This window comes from Actinoplanes octamycinicus, assembly GCF_014205225.1.
Lineage (GTDB): Bacteria > Actinomycetota > Actinomycetes > Mycobacteriales > Micromonosporaceae > Actinoplanes > Actinoplanes octamycinicus.
This window is the reverse complement of the sequence record NZ_JACHNB010000001.1, coordinates 9,926,681-9,944,415: the sequence shown is the minus strand read 5'-3', so window position 1 is coordinate 9,944,415 and position 17,735 is coordinate 9,926,681. Positions and strand designations below refer to the sequence as shown.

Genomic DNA, 17,735 nt, shown 5'->3' with positions numbered 1-17,735 from the left:
TGGCAGCGGTTCTGGAAGAACGTTCACGTAATGGGCGCACAGTAACCGGATCGAGAAACGTCTTCGCGTGCGCGTCGTCACTCTCTGTTGAGCAACATCTCGAACCAGACCGTGGAACCACGGACCGTGGGATCGGTGCCCCACGAGTCGCTCAGCTCCTCGATCAGGCCCAGCCCGCGACCCCGGCTGGCGAGCGTGTCGGCCCGCGCCCGGATCACGCTGCCCCGGGTGCCGGTGTCGGCCACCGAGACCAGCAGCCGCTCCGCGTTCAGGTCGATGTGCACCTGCGCCGGGGTGCCGGCGTGCAGCAGCGCGTTGGTGGTCAGCTCGCTGGTGCACAGGATCGCCGCGCCGATCACCGGCTCCGGCACCAGCCACTCGCGCAGCCGGGTGGACATCCACTGCCGGACCCGGCTCGGACCGGTCGGCTCGGCCGCCACCTGCATGGTCGCCGACCGGCTCATCGCCAGCGCGTGCTCCACCGCGAGCACCGCCACGTCGTCGTCGGTGGTGCCCTCGACCGCGGCGGTGGCCAGCGAGCACATGTTCCGCGGGTCGCCGCTGGCCGAGCCGGCGGCCGCCGCGACCAGCGCGTCCAGACCGGCGTTCAGCGGGTGGCCGCGGCGCTCCACCACGCCGTCGCTGTACATCAGAATCGTGTCGCCCGGCTCCAGCGTCAGCGAACCGGTCTGCCAGCGGCCGCCCAGGCCGAGCGGGGCGCCGGGCGGCACCTTCACCAGCTCGGCGGTGGCCGGCTCACCGGCCAGGCCGGCCCGGCGCAGCACCGGCGGCGGATGCCCGGCGCTGGCCAGGGTGACCGAGCCGTCCGCCGGGTCCAGCACGCCGTAGACCACGGTCACGAAGATCTCCTCGTTCCGCGACTCGGCGCCCAGCGAGCCGACCAGCCGGTCCAGCCCGGCCAGCACGCTCGGCGGCGCCGGATCGGTCAGCGCCAGCGCCCGCAGCGCCGCCCGGACCTGGCCCATCACCGCGGCGGCCCGCACGTCGTGCCCGGCCACGTCGCCGAGCACCATGGCCAGCCGGCCGTCGATGAGCCGGAACGCGTCATAGAAGTCGCCACCCGCGGCGTTGCCGTCGACGCCGACGTCATAGCGCGCGGCGATCCGGAACGTGTCCAGCTCCGGCAGGTGCTCCGGAAGCATGCTGCGCTGCAGCAGCTGGGCGGTGCCGTGCTGGGCCTCGAACCGGCGGGCCCGCTCGGCCGCCTGCGCCACCAGCTCGGCGGCCGCCCGCAACAGCGCCCGCTCGGCCGGCAGCCAGGCGTGCGCCCGGCGGAAACCCATGGTCAGCGCGCCGCGCACGGACGCGGTGCGGAGCGGCAGCGCGGCCAGCGAACGGACCCGCCGCTCGTGCCGGTCCTGCGCGATCGCGCGCAGCGGCTCGCCGTCGGCCACGAACGTCGCCCGGCCCGACTCGGCCGCCGCGACCAGCGGGGCCGCCGGATCCGCGGCCACCCGGCGCCACACCGGGGGCAGTCGCTCGTCCGCCTCGTCCAGCATCTCGCCGCGGATCCGGCGGACATAGCGGTAGGACGCGCCGTCGTCGACCGCGAGCGCGCAGTGGTCCAGATCGAAGGACGCCATCGCGTACGTCAGGACGACCCGCGTGACATCGTCGATGGTCAGCGCCCCGGCCAGCCGCGCGGTCAGCTCACCGAGGCTCTGCAGCCGGTGGATCACCTGGGTGGTCTCGGCGGCCACGGTGAGCACCCCGGCGACCGCGCCGCGCGAGTCGCGCACCACCGAGTGCCCGCGGGTGTAGAAGGCCGGCTCCGCGCCGCCCGGCCGCAGCGTCACCTGGCTCTCCGGCTCCAGCACCGGGTGACCGGTCCGGAACACCCGGCTGATCACGTCGCCCATGCCGGGCTGGTCCCAGGCCTCGCCGAAGGCGCGCGCGGCCGGCCGGCCCAGCGCGGCCGGGTGCAGATCGCCGAGCACCTCCGCGTAGGCGTCGTTGTAGAGCACCACGCAGTCGGCCCCGCAGACCAGCATCATCGGCACCGGGGACTCGAGCAGCAGATCGACGGCGGCGCGCACGGCCGGGTCCCACCCGTCGATCCGGCCCAGCGAGGTGCCGGACCAGTCGTGGGCGTGCACCAGTGAGGCACAACCTCGCGCGCCCGCCGACTGCACGGGCAGCGTGGAAACCGCTGGCGGGCGTGCCGCTCCCGAGCCGACCATGCAGAAAGACTATCCCGAGTGGGCCGTTTGTACGATGCCGCACCGGCCGACCGTCCGATTCTTGACGGTGTGCCGGGAGTTGCTCCCGCAGTCCGTCACACTGCGTGGTCGCCGGGTCTGACCTGCGTATTCGTTGATCATTTATAGTCGCGCCCGTGATCGAACGAGGCGAGCCGCTGCCGGTCCGGGTGCCCGGGCGGGGAACGGATGCTCCGGTGCGGGACGTGCTGGCCGAGCGGCGGTGGGCGGAGCTGGAAGGGTGGTCACAGTCGGCGGAGACGGTGACCATGCCGGCGGTGGTCGACTCCCCGGCTTCCTCGCTCGGTGCTGCCGCTTCGCTGGGTTCCTCGCTGCGGGATCCCTCGTTCCCGGATTCCTCCTTCGCCGATCCGTCCGTCCCCGACGCATTCCGTTCCGGTCCTGGCTCCGCCGATCCCTCCGGTCCTCTTTCCCGCGGTCCTTCTTCCCCCGATCCGCGGGCTTATCCGGAGTCCGGGCGGCGTCTGGTGGTGTCGGAGTCCGGGGTGGCCGGTTTCTCGTCGTCATCTGCCTCTTCGGATCCGGGGCGCACTTCTGGCATTCCGGGTGAAGCGGCCCAGCTCTCCGAAGCCGGCCGTCGTGGGGCGGCTGTACCCGGACGGCGGCCGGTTGTACTGGTGGGCGTCGCGCTGGCGGCGCTGCTCACCGCCGGCGCCGGTTATGCGCTGACCGCCGGCGACGACGCCGGATCGACCAGGCCCACCGTGCCGGCCCCGGTCGCCAGCGCGGGCACCCCGGTGCCCGACGAGCACCCGGTCAACGACGTGACGCCCGCCGCGGCCGTTCCCACCACCACCTCGCCCACGGTCGCGCCCAGGCGGCGCAAGTCGACGCCCGCCGCACCCTCGCGGACGGCGCGGACCGGCAAGCCGGCCGTGACCGCCGGACACGGCAACCCGGGCGCCGGCGGAGTGCCGAACGCGACGACCGGACGGCCGGAGTCGGAGCTGTCCGCGCACTGAGCGGGCGTTTTCTCGCCTTTGTGGGGTGCGGGTCCGACCCCCGATTCGGCTCTTCGTCGCACCGTGGCCGGTTCTGGCGGCCGGATTCCCGCCCGGTTTTGTCGGGGGCTGGTGGTACATCCGAGTCCTAGGGTTTCGTGGAAGGCGCCGACCGGCGTGCCATGCGGAGCTAGGGAGGGCGGATGACCGGCGACGGGTTGAGCCGTGGACTGAGCGACATGTGGCGGTCCCTGGTGCTTTACCTCCCAGTGGCGCTGGCGTTCGTCGCCGTGCTGCTGATCGGCTGGCTGCTGGCCCGGCTGGCCCGCGCCATCACCGGGAAAGCGCTGCGCCGCGTCGGCCTGGACCGGGCCGCCCAGCGTGGCCTCGCCGGCCGGCTGCTGCGCGGCACCGACCCGGTGGTCCTCTGCGCCCGCCTGGCCTACTGGGTGGTGCTGCTGATCGCCGTCCAGCTCGCCTTCGGCCTGTGGGGACCGAACCAGGTGAGCACCCTGCTCAACGCGCTGATCGGCTGGCTGCCACAGCTGTTCGTGGCGATCGTCATCGTGGTGGCCGCGATCGCCGTGGCCGGCGCCGCCCACGACCTGATCGGCAACGCCCTGGGCGACCTCGGCTACGCCCGGGTGCTGGCCCGGGTGGCCGCCGCCGTGATCATCACGCTCGGCGTGATCGCCGGCCTGGACCAGATCGGCATCGCCACCACGGTCACCCGCCCCCTGCTGATCACCGTGCTGGTCACCGTCGCCGGCGTGATCATCGTCGGCGTCGGCGGCGGCCTGATCCGTCCCATGCAGCAGCGCTGGGAGGGCTGGCTGGACCGGGCGGCCGTGGAGTCAGCCGCGATCCGGGAGCAGGCCCGGGCCTACACCGAGGAGCGCGCCCGCCAGGCCGCCGCCCGCGCCGAGGAGGAGCGTCGCGCCGAGGAGGCCCGGCTGGCCGAGGAAGCCCGCCTGGCCGAGGAGGCCCGCCGCGCCGAGGAGGAGCGGAAAGCCGAGGAGGCCCGCCGCCTCGCCGAGGCCAAGCGCGCCGAGGAGGCCCGCCGGGCGGAGGCCGAACGAGCCGAGCAGGCTCGCCGGGCGGAGGCCCAGCGAGCCGAGGAGGAGCGTCGCGCCGAGCAGGAGCGCCGCGCCGAGGAGGTCCGCCGCGCCGAGGCGGCCCGGCAGGCGGAGGAGCTCCGGCGCACCGAGGAGGCGCGCCGCGCGGAGATCGACCGCCGCCAGCGCGAGGCCCGCGCCGCCGAGGAGCGCCGCGCGGCCCAGGCCTTCCCGGGCCGCCCCGATGACGAGACCCAGGTGATCCCCACCCCGGGGGAGGACGGCCTGCACTTCATTCCGGGCTTCGCCGGCTTCCCGCCCACGCCGCACGACGCCGACTCCACCGACCCGATCCCACACGGCACACCCGCCGAGACGACCATCATCACCCCGGGCGTTCGCCCGCTCTGGTCCGACTACCACAGCGCGAACAGCGGCAATCCGCAGTCCCCGGAGACCGTGGAGGCCCCGGCGGTCGCGCCGGAGCCGGGCGTCGGGGAGCCGGCGGGCGGCGGCTTCTTGGCGGGCTCACCCGGTCCGGGCGGCGGATCGCCGGCGGGTGGCAGCGCCCCCGCGACCGCCTCGTCCGATCGAACGCCGGGCGGCGAGCCGGAAGCGGCCTCACCCGGTCGAGGTCCGGGCGGTGATGAGTCCGGAGCGGCCTCGTTCGGGCAGGCGCCGGGTGGTGCGGCGGGTCCCGGATCCGGCGGTGGACGGCTGGCGGGATCACCGCCGGACGCGGGCGCCGAGACGGTGCCCACGGTGTTTCTGGCCGACGGCGGACCGGGTCTGCCCGCCCGCCAGCCGAACGATGACAAGTCGGTGCCCACTGTTCTGCTGGGCGGTGGACCGGGGGCCCAGGCTGCCGTCGCTGACGACAGCGAGGAGACCGCGGGCGACGTCGATGGTCAGGATCCCGAGGCCGCCGACGACGAGACGACCGTGGCGACGCCACAGACCGGCAGCGGGGAAGGCTCTCCCCAGGGCAAGGACGCCGGGGACAACGACGAGACGGAAGCCCCGGCTGCTAGCGGCACGGACCGGGCGCCGGACGGTAGCGAGCAGAAGCCGGTTGCTGGTGGCATGGATGGGTCCTCGGCCGGCAGCGAGGAAGAGTTGACGGTGGTCGACGCGGAATCCGACGCCGATGATGGCGCTTCCGGTCGCGGAGATGGCGGCGCTGCGGATCCGGACCGGACCACGGTGATCACTCAAGGGTCGGGCGATGAGACGACGACCGTGATTCCGTCGCCGGGGCCGGACCAGACGTTGATCATTGACAACACCGAGGAGGGGGATCGGACGCAGGTGGTTTCGCTGCCTACCCCGGATCAGCGCCAGTCAGCGGTCGGCCATCCGGACGACGACGATCCCACGATCCCGTCGCGCCCGACCGGCACGTAGCAACGGCCTGGCGGCGATCAACTGCCCGTGCGTGTCAGCGAACGGTTGCCCCACGCGACGGAAGCAGCGCGGTCGGCCCGCGTGGGGTCATTGGGGTTGGGCTGCGGGGGGGGAGTGCGGTTGACCTGCAGGTTGGGGTGAGTGCGGTTGGCCCCGGTGAGAGGTCAGCGTGATTGACGCGCGTGTGGGGATCAGGGGGTTGGCCTGCAGGTGGGGGTCAGCGCGGTCGGCCCGGGTGAGAGGTCGGCGTGATTGACGCGCGTGTGGAGATCAGGGTGGTCGGCCCGGGTGAGAGGTCAGCGTGATTGATGCGCTTGTGGGGACCAGGGTGGTTGGCCTGTGCGTGGGGGCCGGCGCGGTCGGGCCCGCGCTTGGGGATCGGCGCGATGGGCTGGCTGTGGAGCTGGGGAAGCGGAAGGGCCGGCACCGCTGGGCGGTGCCGGCCCTGAGGGCTTGGGCTGGTATGGCTGATCGGGTCGGCTTGTGGCCGGGTGATCGGTCGGACCGGCCCTTGCCTCGGTACGCCGTCGGCAGGGCTGGTGAACGGTCTTGCTGAAGCGGCCCGGTGCGGCGATGGACAGGCCGGGTCAGTTCGGGTGGGTCAGTCCGGGACGCGTCGGCTCGAAGCGGGTTGGCTCGAAGCCGGTTGGCTCGCGGTGCGTTGGCTCGCGGCGCGTTGGCTGGGACGCGTTGGTTCGGCCCGGGTCAGTTCGAGGTGGGGAGGGTGCGGGCCAGCATGCAGACGGCGAGCAGGCGGCGGAGGACCCAGTCGTTCTCGGACCAGTCGATCTCACCCTCCGGGGCGAGCCAGCCGTGCTGGTAGGCGGCGTCGCGGACACCCTCGGCGTAGGCGGCGAGCAGGATCGGGGTCAGCGGGCGGGTGTCCGCGTCGAGGCTGTCGCGGATACCGGCGGCGTGCTGGTCGATCACGGACATCAGGCCGGGGGAGGACTGCGCGGCGGCGAGACCGCTGACCCCGACGGCGGCGGTGAGGTCGGCGAGCGAGGCGTGCGCGGAGCGGAGGGCGGCGCGGGCGGCGGCGTTGCTGAACAGACCATTCATGAGAAGAAAAGTTAGAGACCGCCGGGTAGCCAACGGTTCTCCCTAACGGTGCAGCTCGGTTGAAGGTGCCGTTGTTCGGCGGCGGACGAAGCGGGTATGAGCGGAACCGGAATCCGATCAGGGAGAAGGTGCGATGGCGGGTGTGACGAACGGCGGCCGGGCCGGGGACGCCGGTGGACCGGGCGCGACCGAGGAAAGCGGCAGCGCCGGCGCGGTGGAGAACGGCGGGAGCGGCGCGGCGCGGCAGAGCGGCAAAGACAGCGGGAGCGGCGCGGCGCAGCGGGGCGGCGGGACCGGCGCGGCGCGGGACGGCGGGCCGGATGCGGCTCATCGGCGGCCGGACGGGGTGGATGACATCACGGTGGAGGCGCTGGGGAAGCTGAGTGAGGCGCTGGAGACCGTGGAGCGGATCCGGGGGCATCTGTACTCGATGCATCAGCTCACCGGGACGGCGGACTTCATGCTCGACGAGGCGGTTTCGCTGCTCATGCAGGGCGGGCACACCGCGATCGCGGAACGGATCGAGCGGGAGCTGATCGGGCGGAACGTGGTGCCGGGGCGGTGGACGTTCCAGCTCGTCGAGGAGTATGACGACGGGTACTACCGGGAGTTCCGGCAGATGGAAGAGGACGCCCGGAACCAGCTCGCGGGCGGGCGACGCCACCTCTATGAGGCCGAACTCAAGGAACGCCGGCGCACCCACGGCCGCCGTGGCCACGAGGCCCAGCCCGGCTGATCACCTCCGCGGGAGGCTGCCGGCGGATGCGGACCGGCACCTGACAGCTGGCGCGGGGGTATGGCCGCTGGAGAGTCGGCGGCGGGGTGCGGGCGGCCCCGGAGGGCCGCTGCCAGTGGTGGAGGAGGGTTACTCCGGGTAGTTGACCGGCTCGGGGCGGCGGCGCTGGGAGTCGTCGGCGATGATGACGGTGGCGACGACTAGAGCGACGACGACGGCGAAGAACCAGGAGGCGTCATCGATGAGCTTCGCGGCCAGCGGCGCCTGGAAGGCGGCCAGGAGGAAGCCCAGCCACGCGAAGCGGCGCTGACGTTCAGACAGGAATCCGGCAGATCGCACCCGGAAAGTCTGGCGCGATAAGTCCGGATCGCCGTCACCCGTTCGGCCGATTCTACGTTGTCCGATGGTGCCCTCAGCATTGCGTCCACGTCGCTCAACAGCTGCCGTCTTGGCCGCGTTTGCGCTGGTGATCGCGGGCCTGATGGGAACTTTCCCGGAATCTGCCCGAGTTGCGCCCCCGGCGCCGGTCCGCCGCGAGTGGGTGCAGGCCGGCCCGCTGACGGATCCGGGCAGTCAGGGGGCGCCGGGCGGATCGCGCGGTGGCGGATCACTCGGTGGTTCCCGTGGTGGTGGGTTGCGCGGCGGTGGTGCGCTCGGTGCCGGGGGCGGCGGGGCTGCCGGAGACGGGTGGCTCACGGTGAGTGACGCGGCCAGCCGGGTTCGGGTGGAGACGGTGGCGCTGCCGGGGCTGCTCTACCGGGTGAGTTCGGCGGCGGACGCCGGGGTGGCGCCGGTGGTGACGCGCCGTGACGGGCGGGTGCTGGTGCGGCTGCGGGCCACCGGTGGCGACGGGCTGGACGAGGTGCGGATCCTGCTGAACCGGGACGTCCGGTGGGACATCCGGCTGCCGGCCGGGGCCGGGGAGCAGCAGCTGGACCTGCGCGGCGGGCGGATCCGGCGGATCGTCCTCGGGGCCTGCGGGCTGGCCGAGATGTGGCTGCCGGAGCCGGTCGGCACGGTGCCGGTCACCTTCACCGGCGGGGCCGGCTCGGTGGTGGTCACCGCGGGCACTGCCGCGCCGTTCCGGATCGTGCTGGACGGCGGGGCCGGCGCGGTGGTCACGCCGTGGCTCACCAGCAACGGCACGCCGGCCGGCGCGATCCTCCGGGAGGACGGGTGGCACCGGGCCGCCGGCCGGTACGCGGTCCACGCGGTGGACGGGTTGGGCAGTGTGACCGTCCGCCGGCACGGGCCGGCTCGCCGCCGGCGCGGCTGACACCGCCGCGACCCGGCCCGGCGAGCCCGTCGCCGCCGTCCGGCCCGGTGGCGAGGCCGCCGTGGCTCGGCCCGGTGGTGCGGCCGCCGCGGCCCGGTCCGGTGGCGAGCCCGTCGCCGCGACGCGGCCCGGCGGCGAAGGCGGTGGTCACTGCGGTCCGCTCGGTCCCACCGTGCTCGGCCGCACATTGTCACCCGGCTGGTTCCCGGTGTCGTTGTCGTTGGGCTCGTTCTGTCCGTCGGTGTCCCACGTCGCCATGGCGTTCTTCAGGTCCTTCAACGGCAGCTTTTCCTCGTCGCGCCAGGCGCCTTCGGGTTGATCGGTCATGACTGTCGCGTACCCGGTGGCAGCCCGGTGAAACGGCTCGGCGGCGAGCGCCCGGACGGCGTACGGAAAACGGGAAGCCGGAGGTCAGCGGCGCGCGGGCGGCGCGGAGACCGTACCGAAAAGGGGCAAACCGCAAGGCGAGCGGACCGCGCGCGAACAGCGGACCGCGCGCGAACGGCGGACCTCGCGCGAGCGGCGGACCTCGCGCGAGCGGCGGACCGGGGGAGGGGCGGGCCGGAAGGAAGAGGGCATGGGAACGGCCGCCCCGGAGGGCGGCCGTGATCGGTGAAGCGGTCAGATGCCGGGACGGTCCACCTTGCCGCGCCAGGCGCCGGTGGTGATGCCGCCGCGGCTCTCGATGAACTCCTTGAAGCGGTGCAGATCGCCCTTGACCCGGCGGTCCACCATGCCGAGCTTGTCGCCGGCGGTCTCCAGGAAGCCCTGCGGGTCGAAGTCGAGCTGCACGGTGACGCGGGTGTGCGTGTCGTCGAGGCGGTGGAAGGTCACCACGCCCGCCTGCTTCTCGCCCTCCGTGGCGGTCCAGGCGACCCGCTCGTCCGGGAGCTGCTCGGTGATCTGCGCGTCGAACTCACGCTCGATCCCGGCGATCTTCGTCTTCCAGTGCATGTGCGTGTCGTCCAGCTGGTGGATCTCCTCGACGCCCTCCATGAAGCGCGGGAACTCCTCGAACTGGGTCCACTGGTCGTAGCAGGTACGAACCGGGACGTTGACGTCAACGAACTCGGTGACCGTGCTCACGCGGTTCCTCCTTCACTTGCGTGCCAGGCTTCGGCGGTGTTCTGGAACGTCCTGCCCTCCGGCAGGGTCCGGATCCGCCGCAGCACGTCGTCGGGCGCCTCCATGGCCAGCGCGGAGGCCTCCAGCGCCGACCGGTCGCCGGGGAAGGCGTTCCGGCCCAGGAAACTTCCGAACCGGCTGAGCGCCTCGCCCTGGGCGCTGCCCACGCCGTTCGGGATGCCGCGGCCGAAATCCCCGTTCGGGGCGATGCTGACTGGCGGCTGATCCTCGCCGGACGGCTCGGGTGTGTGCCATTCCTCGGCGCGGCCACCGGCGACACCCTGGGAGATGCCACGCACCTCCTGGGCCATCTGCTCGTCGAGCACCGCGCCGTGCTTGCTGTTTCCCCGTTCCATGATTCACGGGGTGCCCTCGCGGTTCGGGGCTAAACGTGGCTAACGTGCGAATGTGGACATCGTTGATGCGGTCATCGTCGGAGCCGGGCACAACGGATTGGTGGCAGCGAATGTGCTGGCCGACGCGGGGTGGTCGGTACGGGTGCTGGAGGCCACCGCGCATCCGGGCGGCGCCGTGCGGTCCGGCGAGATCACCGCGCCCGGCTATCTGTCCGACCTCTTCAGCGCGTTCTATCCGCTCGGGTACGCCTCCCCAGTCATGCGCGAGATGGAGCTCGACCAGCACGGGGTGACCTGGACGCACGCCCCGGAGGTCTTCACCCACCTGCTGCCCGACGGGCGGGCCGCGACGGTCAGCCGCGAGCTGGAGCGGACCATGGCGTCGATGGAGGCGTTCGCGCCCGGCGACGGCGAGCGGTGGAAGCACGCGTACGACGACTGGGCCGGCGTGTCCGGGGGCATGCTGGAGGCGATCACCCGGCCGTTCCCGCCGGTCCGGGCCGGCCTGGGGCTGGCCCGGCGGCTCGGTGTGGGCCAGTCGCTGCGGCTGGCCCGGCGGCTCGTGCTCTCCGCCCGGGAGCTCGGCTCGGAGCTGTTCAGCGGGGAGGGCGCCCAGGTGGCGCTGGCCGGCTGCGCGCTGCACACCGACCTGTCGCCGGAGGAGGCGGGCGGCGGGGTGTACGGCTGGCTGCTCGCCATGCTCGGCCAGGAGGTCGGCTGGCCGGTGCCGGTCGGCGGCGCCGGGCAGATCACCGCGGCGCTGGTCCGCCGGCTGCGGGCGCGCGGCGGCGAGATCGTCTACGCGGCGCCGGTGACCCGGGTGCTGGTGGCCCGCGGGCGGGCGATGGGAGTGCGGACCGCGGACGGGCGGGACTGGCAGGCCCGCCGCGCGGTGATCGCCGACGTGCCGGCCCCGGCGCTCTACCTGGACCTGGTCGGCACCCGGTGGCTGCCGCCGCGGCTGGCCGAGGACCTGGCGCACTTCCGGTGGGACGGCGCGACGGTGAAGGTGGACTGGGCGCTGGACGGGCCGATCCCGTGGCGCACCGCCGAGGTCGGCCGGGCCGGGACGGTGCACCTCGGGGCCGACCTGGACGGGCTGACCCGGTACGCCGCGGAGATCGCCACCGGGCAGGTGCCGGACCACCCGTTCCTGCTGCTCGGGCAGATGACCACGGCGGATCCGAGCCGGTCGCCGGCCGGGACGGAGAGCGCCTGGGCGTACACCCACCTGCCGCACCGGCAGCAGTGGCCGGCCGAGGAGATCGCGGCGCACGTGGAGCGGATCGAGGCGGTGCTGGAGCAGCAGGCCCCCGGCTTCCGCAGCCGGATCGTGGGGCGCAACGTGTTCGCGCCGGGCGACCTGGAGCGGGAGGACCCGTCGCTGGTCGGCGGGGCGCTCGGCGGCGGCACGTCGGCCGCGTTCCAGCAGCTGTTCCTGCGGCCGGTGCCCGGGCTGGGCCGGGCCGACACGCCGGTGGACCGGTTGTACCTGGGCAGCTCGTCGGCGCACCCCGGCGGCGGGGTGCACGGCGCGCCCGGGGCGAACGCGGCGCGGGCCGCGCTGGCCCGCGACCGCGGACTGACCGGGGCGGCGTACCGGGGAGCCGTCCAGGCGGCCCACCGGAAGATCTACGAGTGAGACTCCGCGATGTCCGCGAGCCGGCGCAACGCCTCCACGTTGCGCTGGTGCAGCACCAGGTCGTTGAGCTTGTTGCGGACCCAGAGCAGCGGGCCGGACTCGAAGTCCTCGTGCATCACCACCCGGGTGCTGCCGTCGGCGGCCGGCTCCAGCACGATGTCGACCACCGCCTCGCCGAGCGGCCACAGGCCGGCCCGGATCTTCAGCTCGCGGTCCGGCACGCACTCCAGCACGGTCGACGAGTCGTGCAGGGAGAACGGCCACGGGCCGGCCTTGTGGTGCAGCTTGGCCCCGGGATCGGGCCAGGCGGGTTCGACCTCCCGGATGTGGGAGGTGCCGACCACCCAGTCGCTGTAGGACCAGCCGTCGGCCAGGACGGCGAAGACCCGCTCGGGCGGGGCCTGCACGGTTCGCGTCACGGTTGCCACACGGCCGATTTACCCGGCGTCCGGTCCCTTAACCCGGACGCCCGGTGATCGCTCGATGTTTACGGAGGGGGCCGTTGGGCAACGAAATCTGCCGTTGTGACCGCTGTTTTCGCCGCTGAGGAGAGCCCGCCCGTGCGCATTGCGATGATCTCCGAGCACGCCAGCCCGCTCGGCGTGGGCGACCAGCACGCCCACGTCGCCGACCTGTCCACGGCGCTGGCCGAACTCGGGCACGAGGTGCGGGTCTACACCCGCCGTACCGACCCGGAGGTGGCCGAGGTGGTCCCGGTCGCCGACGGGGTGCGCGTGGTGCACGTGCCGGCCGGCCCGGCCCGGCTGCTGCCCGACGAGGAACTGCTGCCGCACATGGCGGAATTCGCCCGGGTGCTCAGCGACCGCTGGCAGCGCGAGGACTGGGTGCCGGACGTGGCGCACGCCCACTTCTGGACCAGCGGCCTGGCCGCGGTGACCGCCGCCAAACAGCTCAACATCCCGGTCGTGCAGTCGTTCCACGAGATCGGCGTGATCGACCCGAACGCGGCCGGCCCGTCCCGCACCGGTTACGAGCGGGCGCTCGGCCGGGCCGTCGACCGGGTGGTCGCGCAGACCCAGGACGAGGTGCGCGGCCTGGTCCGGATCGGGGTGCCGCGGGCCCAGCTGACCGTGGTCCCGGCCGGCGTGGACAGCGAGCGGTTCACCCCGGAGGGCCCGATCGCCCCGCGCGACCCGGAACGTCCGCGCATCCTCTCGGTCGGCAAGCTGGTCGAGCACAAGGGCTTCGGCGACGTCATCCAGGCGATGCGCTACGTCCCGGGCGCCGAGGTGGTGGTGGTCGGCGGCCCGCCGGCCGACCAGCTCACCGCCGACCCGGGCGCCAAGTCGCTGCGCGCGCTGGCCGAACGGTTCCAGGTCGCCGACCGGCTCCGGCTGATCGGCGCCGTCCCGCACCGGGACATGCCCAGCTGGTACCGCTCCGCCGACCTGCTGGTCGCCGCGCCCTGGCAGGAGCAGTTCGAGCGGTCCGCGCTGGAGGCGATGGCCTGCGGCGTGCCGATCGTCGGGACCGCGGTGGGCGGGCTGACCGAGACCGTGGTCGACGGCCTGACCGGCGACCTGGTGCCGGCCCGGGACCCGCGGGCGCTCGGCGGCGCGGTCCGCCGCCTGATCAACGACAAGGTGCGGCGCTTCACCTACGCCACGGCCGCGCTGGACCGGGCCCGGCAGGCGTATTCGTGGAAGCGGGTCGCCGCGCAGATCGGCTCGGTCTACTCCGCGGTCACCGGCCTGCGCCGGACCGCCGCGGAGACCGAGGCGGAAGCGGTGGCGTAGTCCGCCATCCACCGGTTGGTGGATGGCGGCGATCGCTCGCCGGTCGATTCGGGCACCCCGGTCCATCCGTGACGCTGGGTGCATGGCAGTCATCGAGGTCGGCAACCTCAGCAAGCGTTACGGGGACACGGTCGCGGTCCGCGACGTGTCGTTCGCCGTCGAGAGCGGCGAGATCTTCGGCATCCTCGGCCCGAACGGGGCCGGTAAGACCACCACCGTGGAGTGCGTGGCCGGCCTGCGGGTGCCGGACGGCGGCCGGATCACCGTGCTCGGCCGCGCTCCGCGCGATCCTTCGCTGCGCGCCGAGGTGGGCGTCCAGCTCCAGGAGTCCCAGCTTCAGGAGAAGTTGACGGTACGCGAGGCGCTCGAGCTCTACAGCGCGTTCTACCCGGACCCGGCGGACTGGCGGGGGCTGGCCGGCGACCTCGGGCTGGACGGGAAGCTGCGGACCGCGTACGGAAAACTCTCCGGCGGTCAGAAGCAGCGCCTCTCGATCGCCCTGGCGCTGATCGGCAATCCGCGGATCGCCATCCTGGACGAGCTGACCACCGGTCTCGACCCGCAGGCCCGCCGGGACACCTGGGACCTGATCGAGTCGGTCCGCGACCGCGGCGTCACCGTCGTGCTGGTCACCCACTTCATGGCGGAGGCCGAGCGGCTCTGCGACCGGCTCGCGGTGATCGACAAGGGCGAGGTGGTCGCCCTGGACACCCCGACCGGCCTGGTGCAGCGCGCCGAGACCGAGCAGATCATCCGGTTCCGCCCGTCCGCGCCGCTGGACGACGCGCTGCTCACCGCGCTGCCCGAGGTACGCGAGGTGCGCCACCACGGCGGCTCGGTCGAGGTGACCGGCACCGGCAACCTGCTCTACGCGGTCACCTCGGTGCTCGCCGTCCACCGGATCGTCGCCGGCGACCTGCGCGTCGAACGGGCCAGCCTCGACGACGCCTTCGTCCGCCTGACCGGCCACGGGAACCAGGAGTGACCATGAACGTCTTCGCCAAGCTCACCCGTACCGAACTCAGACTGCAGACGCGCGAGCCGGTCGCGGTCTTCTTCTCGCTGCTCTTCCCGACCATCCTGGTCGTCATCCTGGGCTGCATCCCGGCCTTCCGCGAGCCGTCCCCGGAGCTGGGCGGGGTGCGCACCATCGACGTCTACGTCGGCATCGCGATCATCCTGAGCCTGGCCGTGGTCGCCCTGCAGGGGATGCCAATGGTGCTGGCCACCTACCGGGAACGCGGGGTGCTGCGCCGCTTCGCCACCACCCCGGTCCGGCCGATCGCCCTGCTCGGCGCCCAGCTGACCGCGATGTTGCTGATCGCCCTGGCCTCGTCCACGCTGTGCGTCGCGGTCGGCTACCTGGTCTACGACGTCCCGCTGGCCGCCAACCTGCCCGGGTTCCTGCTCGCCTTCCTGCTCACCGCGGCCGGCGTGTTCGCGATCGGCCTGCTGATCGCCGCCCTGGCGCCGTCCGGCAAGGCCGGCAACGCGATCGGCACCCTGCTCTTCTTCCCGTCGATGTTCTTCGCCGGCCTGTGGCTGCCGCGCGAGTTCATGCCGGACCTGGTGCAGCGGATCGGTGACTTCACGCCGCTGGGCGCCGGCGAGCGGGCCCTGCACGAGACGATGGCCGGGCAGTGGCCGCACCCGCTCCCCTCGATGGTGCTGCTCGGCTACCTGGTCCTGTTCGGACTCGGCGCCGCGCGCCTGTTCCGCTGGAACTGACAGACTGGGGCCGGACGAGCGGGGGAGGGGCGATGGACGGCGGGATCGGAGTCGCGGTGCGCACCGACTGGACCGAGCGCCGCCTGCTCGCCGTCGCCGGTGGTCTGCTGGCCGCCTCGACCCTGCTGGCGGTGCTGGGCCGGCCGATGGACCTGCCGATGCAGCCGCTGCCGACCACCTTCGCGGTGGCCGCGGCCACCGCCGCGCTGCTCCTGGTCTGGCGGGTCACCCCGCGGTCCGAGGACCGGAACCGGGCGGTGTCGATCCTGTTCTTCCTGGTCTTCCTGAGCCTGTCCGCGCTGCTGGTCTGGTGTCACCCGCTCTACGGCTTCTTCGTCTGGACCGGCTACCTGTTCACCGTCTACACGCTGCCCGGCTGGTGGCGGCTGCTCGGCGCGGCGTCCGTCGCGTTCGTCACCGCGGCCTCCCAGTCCGGCGGCTTCCGCACACTGGGGACCGGCGGCGGGATCGTCCTGTTCGGCTTCCTGTTCCTCTGCAACGCGGGCATCTCGATCGCGATGACCCGGATGGAGAGCCAGAAGGAACTCAAGGCGATCCGGCGCAACGAGATCATCGACGAGCTGGCCGAGGCGAACGCGAAGCTGGAGACCGCGCTCCAGGAGAACGCCGGCCTGCACGCCCAGCTGCTCGCCCAGGCCCGCGAGGCGGGCGTGCTGGACGAGCGGCAGCGGATGGCCGGCGAGATCCACGACGTGCTGGCCCAAGGGCTGACCGGGATCGTCACCCAGCTGGAGGCGGCCGAGGCGCACCCCGGCGAGCGGGACCGGCACCTGGCCGCGGCGAAACGGCTCGCCCGGGAGAGCCTGGCCGAAGCCCGCCGGTCGGTGCAGGCGCTGCGCCCGCAGCACCTGGACGACGCGGGGCTGCCGGACGCGCTCGGCGAGGTGGTGGAGACCTGGTCCGGGATGCACGGCGTGCGCGCCGACCTGATCACCACCGGCACCGCGCGGCGGTTGCTCCCGGAGATCGAGACGACACTTTTGCGTACGGCCCAGGAGGCGCTGGCCAACGTCGCCCGGCACGCGAACGCCGCCCGGGTCGGACTGACCCTCTCGTACATGGAGGACATGGTGACCCTGGACGTCCGCGACGACGGTGCCGGCTTCGACCCGGACCAGCCCCGCGAGGTGACCGACAGCGGCGGGTTCGGGCTGAGCGCGATGCGGGAGCGGCTGGCCCGGATCGCCGGCTCGCTGGCCGTCGAGTCGGAACCGGGCGGGGGCACCGCGCTGTCCGCGTGCGTCCCGGCGATCACGATGGGCGGCGCCGCGTGATCGGACTGCTGATCGTCGACGACCACCCGGTGGTGCGGGACGGGCTGCGCGGCATGTTCGCCGGCGACGACCGGTTCACCGTGCTCGGCGAGGCCGGGGACGGGCGGGAGGCGCTCGCGGTCGCGGCCACGGCCGGCCCGGACGTGATCCTGATGGACCTGCGGATGCCGGTGCTGGACGGGGTCTCCACCATCCGGGAGCTGAAAGCGGCCGGCTCCACCGCCCGGGTCCTGGTGCTGACCACCTACGACACCGACAGCGACGTGCTGCCGGCGATCAAGGCCGGGGCGACCGGCTACCTGCTCAAGGACGCGCCGCGCGAGGAGCTGTTCCGCGCCGTGCTGGCCGCGCACCGCGGCGAGTCGGTGCTGTCCCCGTCGGTGGCCGGCCGGCTGATGGGCCGGCTGCGCGCCCCGGCCGGCGAGAAGGAGCCGCTCAGCCAGCGGGAGCTGGAGGTGCTGTCACTGATCGCGCGCGGCTGCAGCAACCGGGAGACGGCCGGCAAGCTGTTCATCAGCGAGGCGACGGTGAAGACGCACCTGCTGCACGCCTACGCCAAGCTGGGCGTCCGCGACCGCGCGGCGGCCGTCGCCGCCGCCTTCGAACGAGGCCTGCTCGGCCGCGAGTAGCCGGACTCAGGTCCCGGTCGGTGGCTGGGCGTGAGGGGTGTTTCGGGGTGCTCGAGGGACCCCTGGGAGCCAGCCGGGGGACCGTGTGGCGCGTTGTGGTCCGGGGTGGCGCGGCGGTCGCGGTCGGTGGCTGGGCGTGAGGGGTGTTTCGGGGTGCTCGAGGCACCCCTGGGAGCCAGCCGGGGACCGTGCGGCGGGCTGGAGACGGTGGTCAGGGCTGGTCGGCGGCCGGGTCGGCGGTGCTGTTCCTGGTCAGTGCGCGGGCGACGCCGAACAGCACCGCGGCGACGGCCAGCACCGCTCCGGAGATCATGAAGATGGTGCCGGCCAGGCCGGCCCGATCTTTCGCCACCAGCAGGGTGATCAGCAGGGCCAGGCCGGAGACGACCGAGCCGATCGCGCCGGCGGCCAGCAGAATGGTGGCGACCCCACGGAAAACGCTGCCGAGCGAGCCCATCACGCCCCCTTCGATCGACCGTGACGCATGAG

Annotated in this window: 18 protein-coding genes; 10 read left to right on the top strand and 8 right to left on the bottom strand. The window is 73.5% G+C overall.

Translation table 11 applies throughout. The annotated features are described in order from the left end of the window. Positions 1–77: 77 nt before the first annotated feature. Positions 78–2,201 carry an ATP-binding SpoIIE family protein phosphatase gene (locus BJY16_RS45130; protein WP_185045877.1) on the bottom strand — a complete coding sequence of 708 codons (2,124 nt, stop codon included), beginning with the start codon at positions 2,199–2,201 and terminating at the stop codon, positions 78–80. 656 nt (positions 2,202–2,857) lie between these two features. Between BJY16_RS45130 and BJY16_RS45125 the strand changes: the two genes are divergently transcribed. Both BJY16_RS45125 and BJY16_RS48170 read left to right on the top strand, forming a co-directional pair. Further along, positions 2,858–3,202: a hypothetical protein gene (locus tag BJY16_RS45125; protein WP_185045875.1), complete on the top strand. Its 345-nt coding sequence runs from the start codon at positions 2,858–2,860 to the stop codon at positions 3,200–3,202. 182 nt (positions 3,203–3,384) lie between these two features. Continuing rightward, entirely contained in the window at positions 3,385–5,640 is a 2,256-nt protein-coding gene (locus BJY16_RS48170) for a mechanosensitive ion channel family protein (protein ID WP_239176845.1), read from the top strand. A gap of 705 nt (positions 5,641–6,345) precedes the next feature. On the opposite strand, the gene BJY16_RS45115 is transcribed toward BJY16_RS48170, so the two are convergent. Next, positions 6,346–6,702, bottom strand: coding sequence for a DUF6401 family natural product biosynthesis protein (locus BJY16_RS45115; RefSeq protein WP_185045872.1), 357 nt, complete (start codon positions 6,700–6,702; stop codon positions 6,346–6,348). 346 nt (positions 6,703–7,048) lie between these two features. Here BJY16_RS45115 and BJY16_RS45110 point away from each other — a divergent pair, with 346 nt between their 5' ends. Further along, positions 7,049–7,438, top strand: a complete 390-nt coding sequence (locus BJY16_RS45110) for a hypothetical protein (protein ID WP_185046974.1) — start codon at positions 7,049–7,051, stop codon at positions 7,436–7,438. A gap of 129 nt (positions 7,439–7,567) precedes the next feature. On the opposite strand, the gene BJY16_RS45105 is transcribed toward BJY16_RS45110, so the two are convergent. Then, the gene (locus BJY16_RS45105) at positions 7,568–7,777 is read right to left on the bottom strand and encodes a hypothetical protein (protein ID WP_185045870.1); all 210 of its coding nucleotides are present in this window, start codon (positions 7,775–7,777) and stop codon (positions 7,568–7,570) included. 358 nt (positions 7,778–8,135) lie between these two features. On the opposite strand from BJY16_RS45105, the gene BJY16_RS45100 reads away from it, so the two are divergent. Beyond that, the gene (locus BJY16_RS45100) at positions 8,136–8,714 is read left to right on the top strand and encodes a hypothetical protein (RefSeq protein ID WP_239176843.1); all 579 of its coding nucleotides are present in this window, start codon (positions 8,136–8,138) and stop codon (positions 8,712–8,714) included. Positions 8,715–8,861: 147 nt separating this feature from the next. Here BJY16_RS45100 and BJY16_RS45095 read toward each other — a convergent pair whose 3' ends face one another. The 3 genes from BJY16_RS45095 to BJY16_RS45085 all read right to left on the bottom strand — a co-directional run bounded on the left by BJY16_RS45095 (position 8,862) and on the right by BJY16_RS45085 (position 10,195). Further along, on the bottom strand, positions 8,862–9,041 hold the full coding sequence (locus BJY16_RS45095; protein ID WP_185045867.1) for a hypothetical protein: 180 nt from the start codon (positions 9,039–9,041) through the stop codon (positions 8,862–8,864). A gap of 294 nt (positions 9,042–9,335) precedes the next feature. Beyond that, complete coding sequence (locus tag BJY16_RS45090; protein ID WP_185045865.1) at positions 9,336–9,800, bottom strand: SRPBCC family protein; 465 nt, start codon at positions 9,798–9,800, stop codon at positions 9,336–9,338. Further along, positions 9,797–10,195 carry a DUF2795 domain-containing protein gene (locus BJY16_RS45085; protein WP_185045863.1) on the bottom strand — a complete coding sequence of 133 codons (399 nt, stop codon included), beginning with the start codon at positions 10,193–10,195 and terminating at the stop codon, positions 9,797–9,799. The genes BJY16_RS45090 and BJY16_RS45085 overlap by 4 nt, the downstream gene beginning before the upstream one ends. Before the next feature lie 52 nt (positions 10,196–10,247). Between BJY16_RS45085 and BJY16_RS45080 the strand changes: the two genes are divergently transcribed. Then, positions 10,248–11,837, top strand: a complete 1,590-nt coding sequence (locus BJY16_RS45080; protein WP_185045861.1) for a phytoene desaturase family protein — start codon at positions 10,248–10,250, stop codon at positions 11,835–11,837. Here BJY16_RS45080 and BJY16_RS45075 read toward each other — a convergent pair. After that, positions 11,828–12,256, bottom strand: a complete 429-nt coding sequence (locus BJY16_RS45075; protein WP_307835710.1) for an SRPBCC family protein — start codon at positions 12,254–12,256, stop codon at positions 11,828–11,830. The two genes, BJY16_RS45080 and BJY16_RS45075, sit on opposite strands and share 10 nt — an antisense overlap. 141 nt (positions 12,257–12,397) lie before the next feature. Here BJY16_RS45075 and BJY16_RS45070 point away from each other — a divergent pair, with 141 nt between their 5' ends. The 5 genes from BJY16_RS45070 to BJY16_RS45050 all read left to right on the top strand — a co-directional run bounded on the left by BJY16_RS45070 (position 12,398) and on the right by BJY16_RS45050 (position 17,246). Continuing rightward, positions 12,398–13,594, top strand: coding sequence for a glycosyltransferase (locus BJY16_RS45070; RefSeq protein WP_185045859.1), 1,197 nt, complete (start codon positions 12,398–12,400; stop codon positions 13,592–13,594). An 82-nt stretch (positions 13,595–13,676) separates the two neighbouring features. Then, complete coding sequence (locus BJY16_RS45065) at positions 13,677–14,579, top strand: ABC transporter ATP-binding protein (protein WP_185045858.1); 903 nt, start codon at positions 13,677–13,679, stop codon at positions 14,577–14,579. 2 nt (positions 14,580–14,581) lie between these two features. Beyond that, on the top strand, positions 14,582–15,322 hold the full coding sequence (locus tag BJY16_RS45060) for an ABC transporter permease (protein ID WP_185045856.1): 741 nt from the start codon (positions 14,582–14,584) through the stop codon (positions 15,320–15,322). A 32-nt stretch (positions 15,323–15,354) separates the two neighbouring features. Next, the gene (locus BJY16_RS45055) at positions 15,355–16,617 is read left to right on the top strand and encodes a sensor histidine kinase (protein WP_185045854.1); all 1,263 of its coding nucleotides are present in this window, start codon (positions 15,355–15,357) and stop codon (positions 16,615–16,617) included. Continuing rightward, on the top strand, positions 16,614–17,246 hold the full coding sequence (locus BJY16_RS45050) for a response regulator (protein WP_185045852.1): 633 nt from the start codon (positions 16,614–16,616) through the stop codon (positions 17,244–17,246). The genes BJY16_RS45055 and BJY16_RS45050 overlap by 4 nt, the downstream gene beginning before the upstream one ends. Before the next feature lie 211 nt (positions 17,247–17,457). On the opposite strand, the gene BJY16_RS45045 is transcribed toward BJY16_RS45050, so the two are convergent. Further along, positions 17,458–17,703, bottom strand: coding sequence for a hypothetical protein (locus BJY16_RS45045; protein ID WP_185045850.1), 246 nt, complete (start codon positions 17,701–17,703; stop codon positions 17,458–17,460). Between the last annotated feature and the right edge of the window lie 32 nt (positions 17,704–17,735).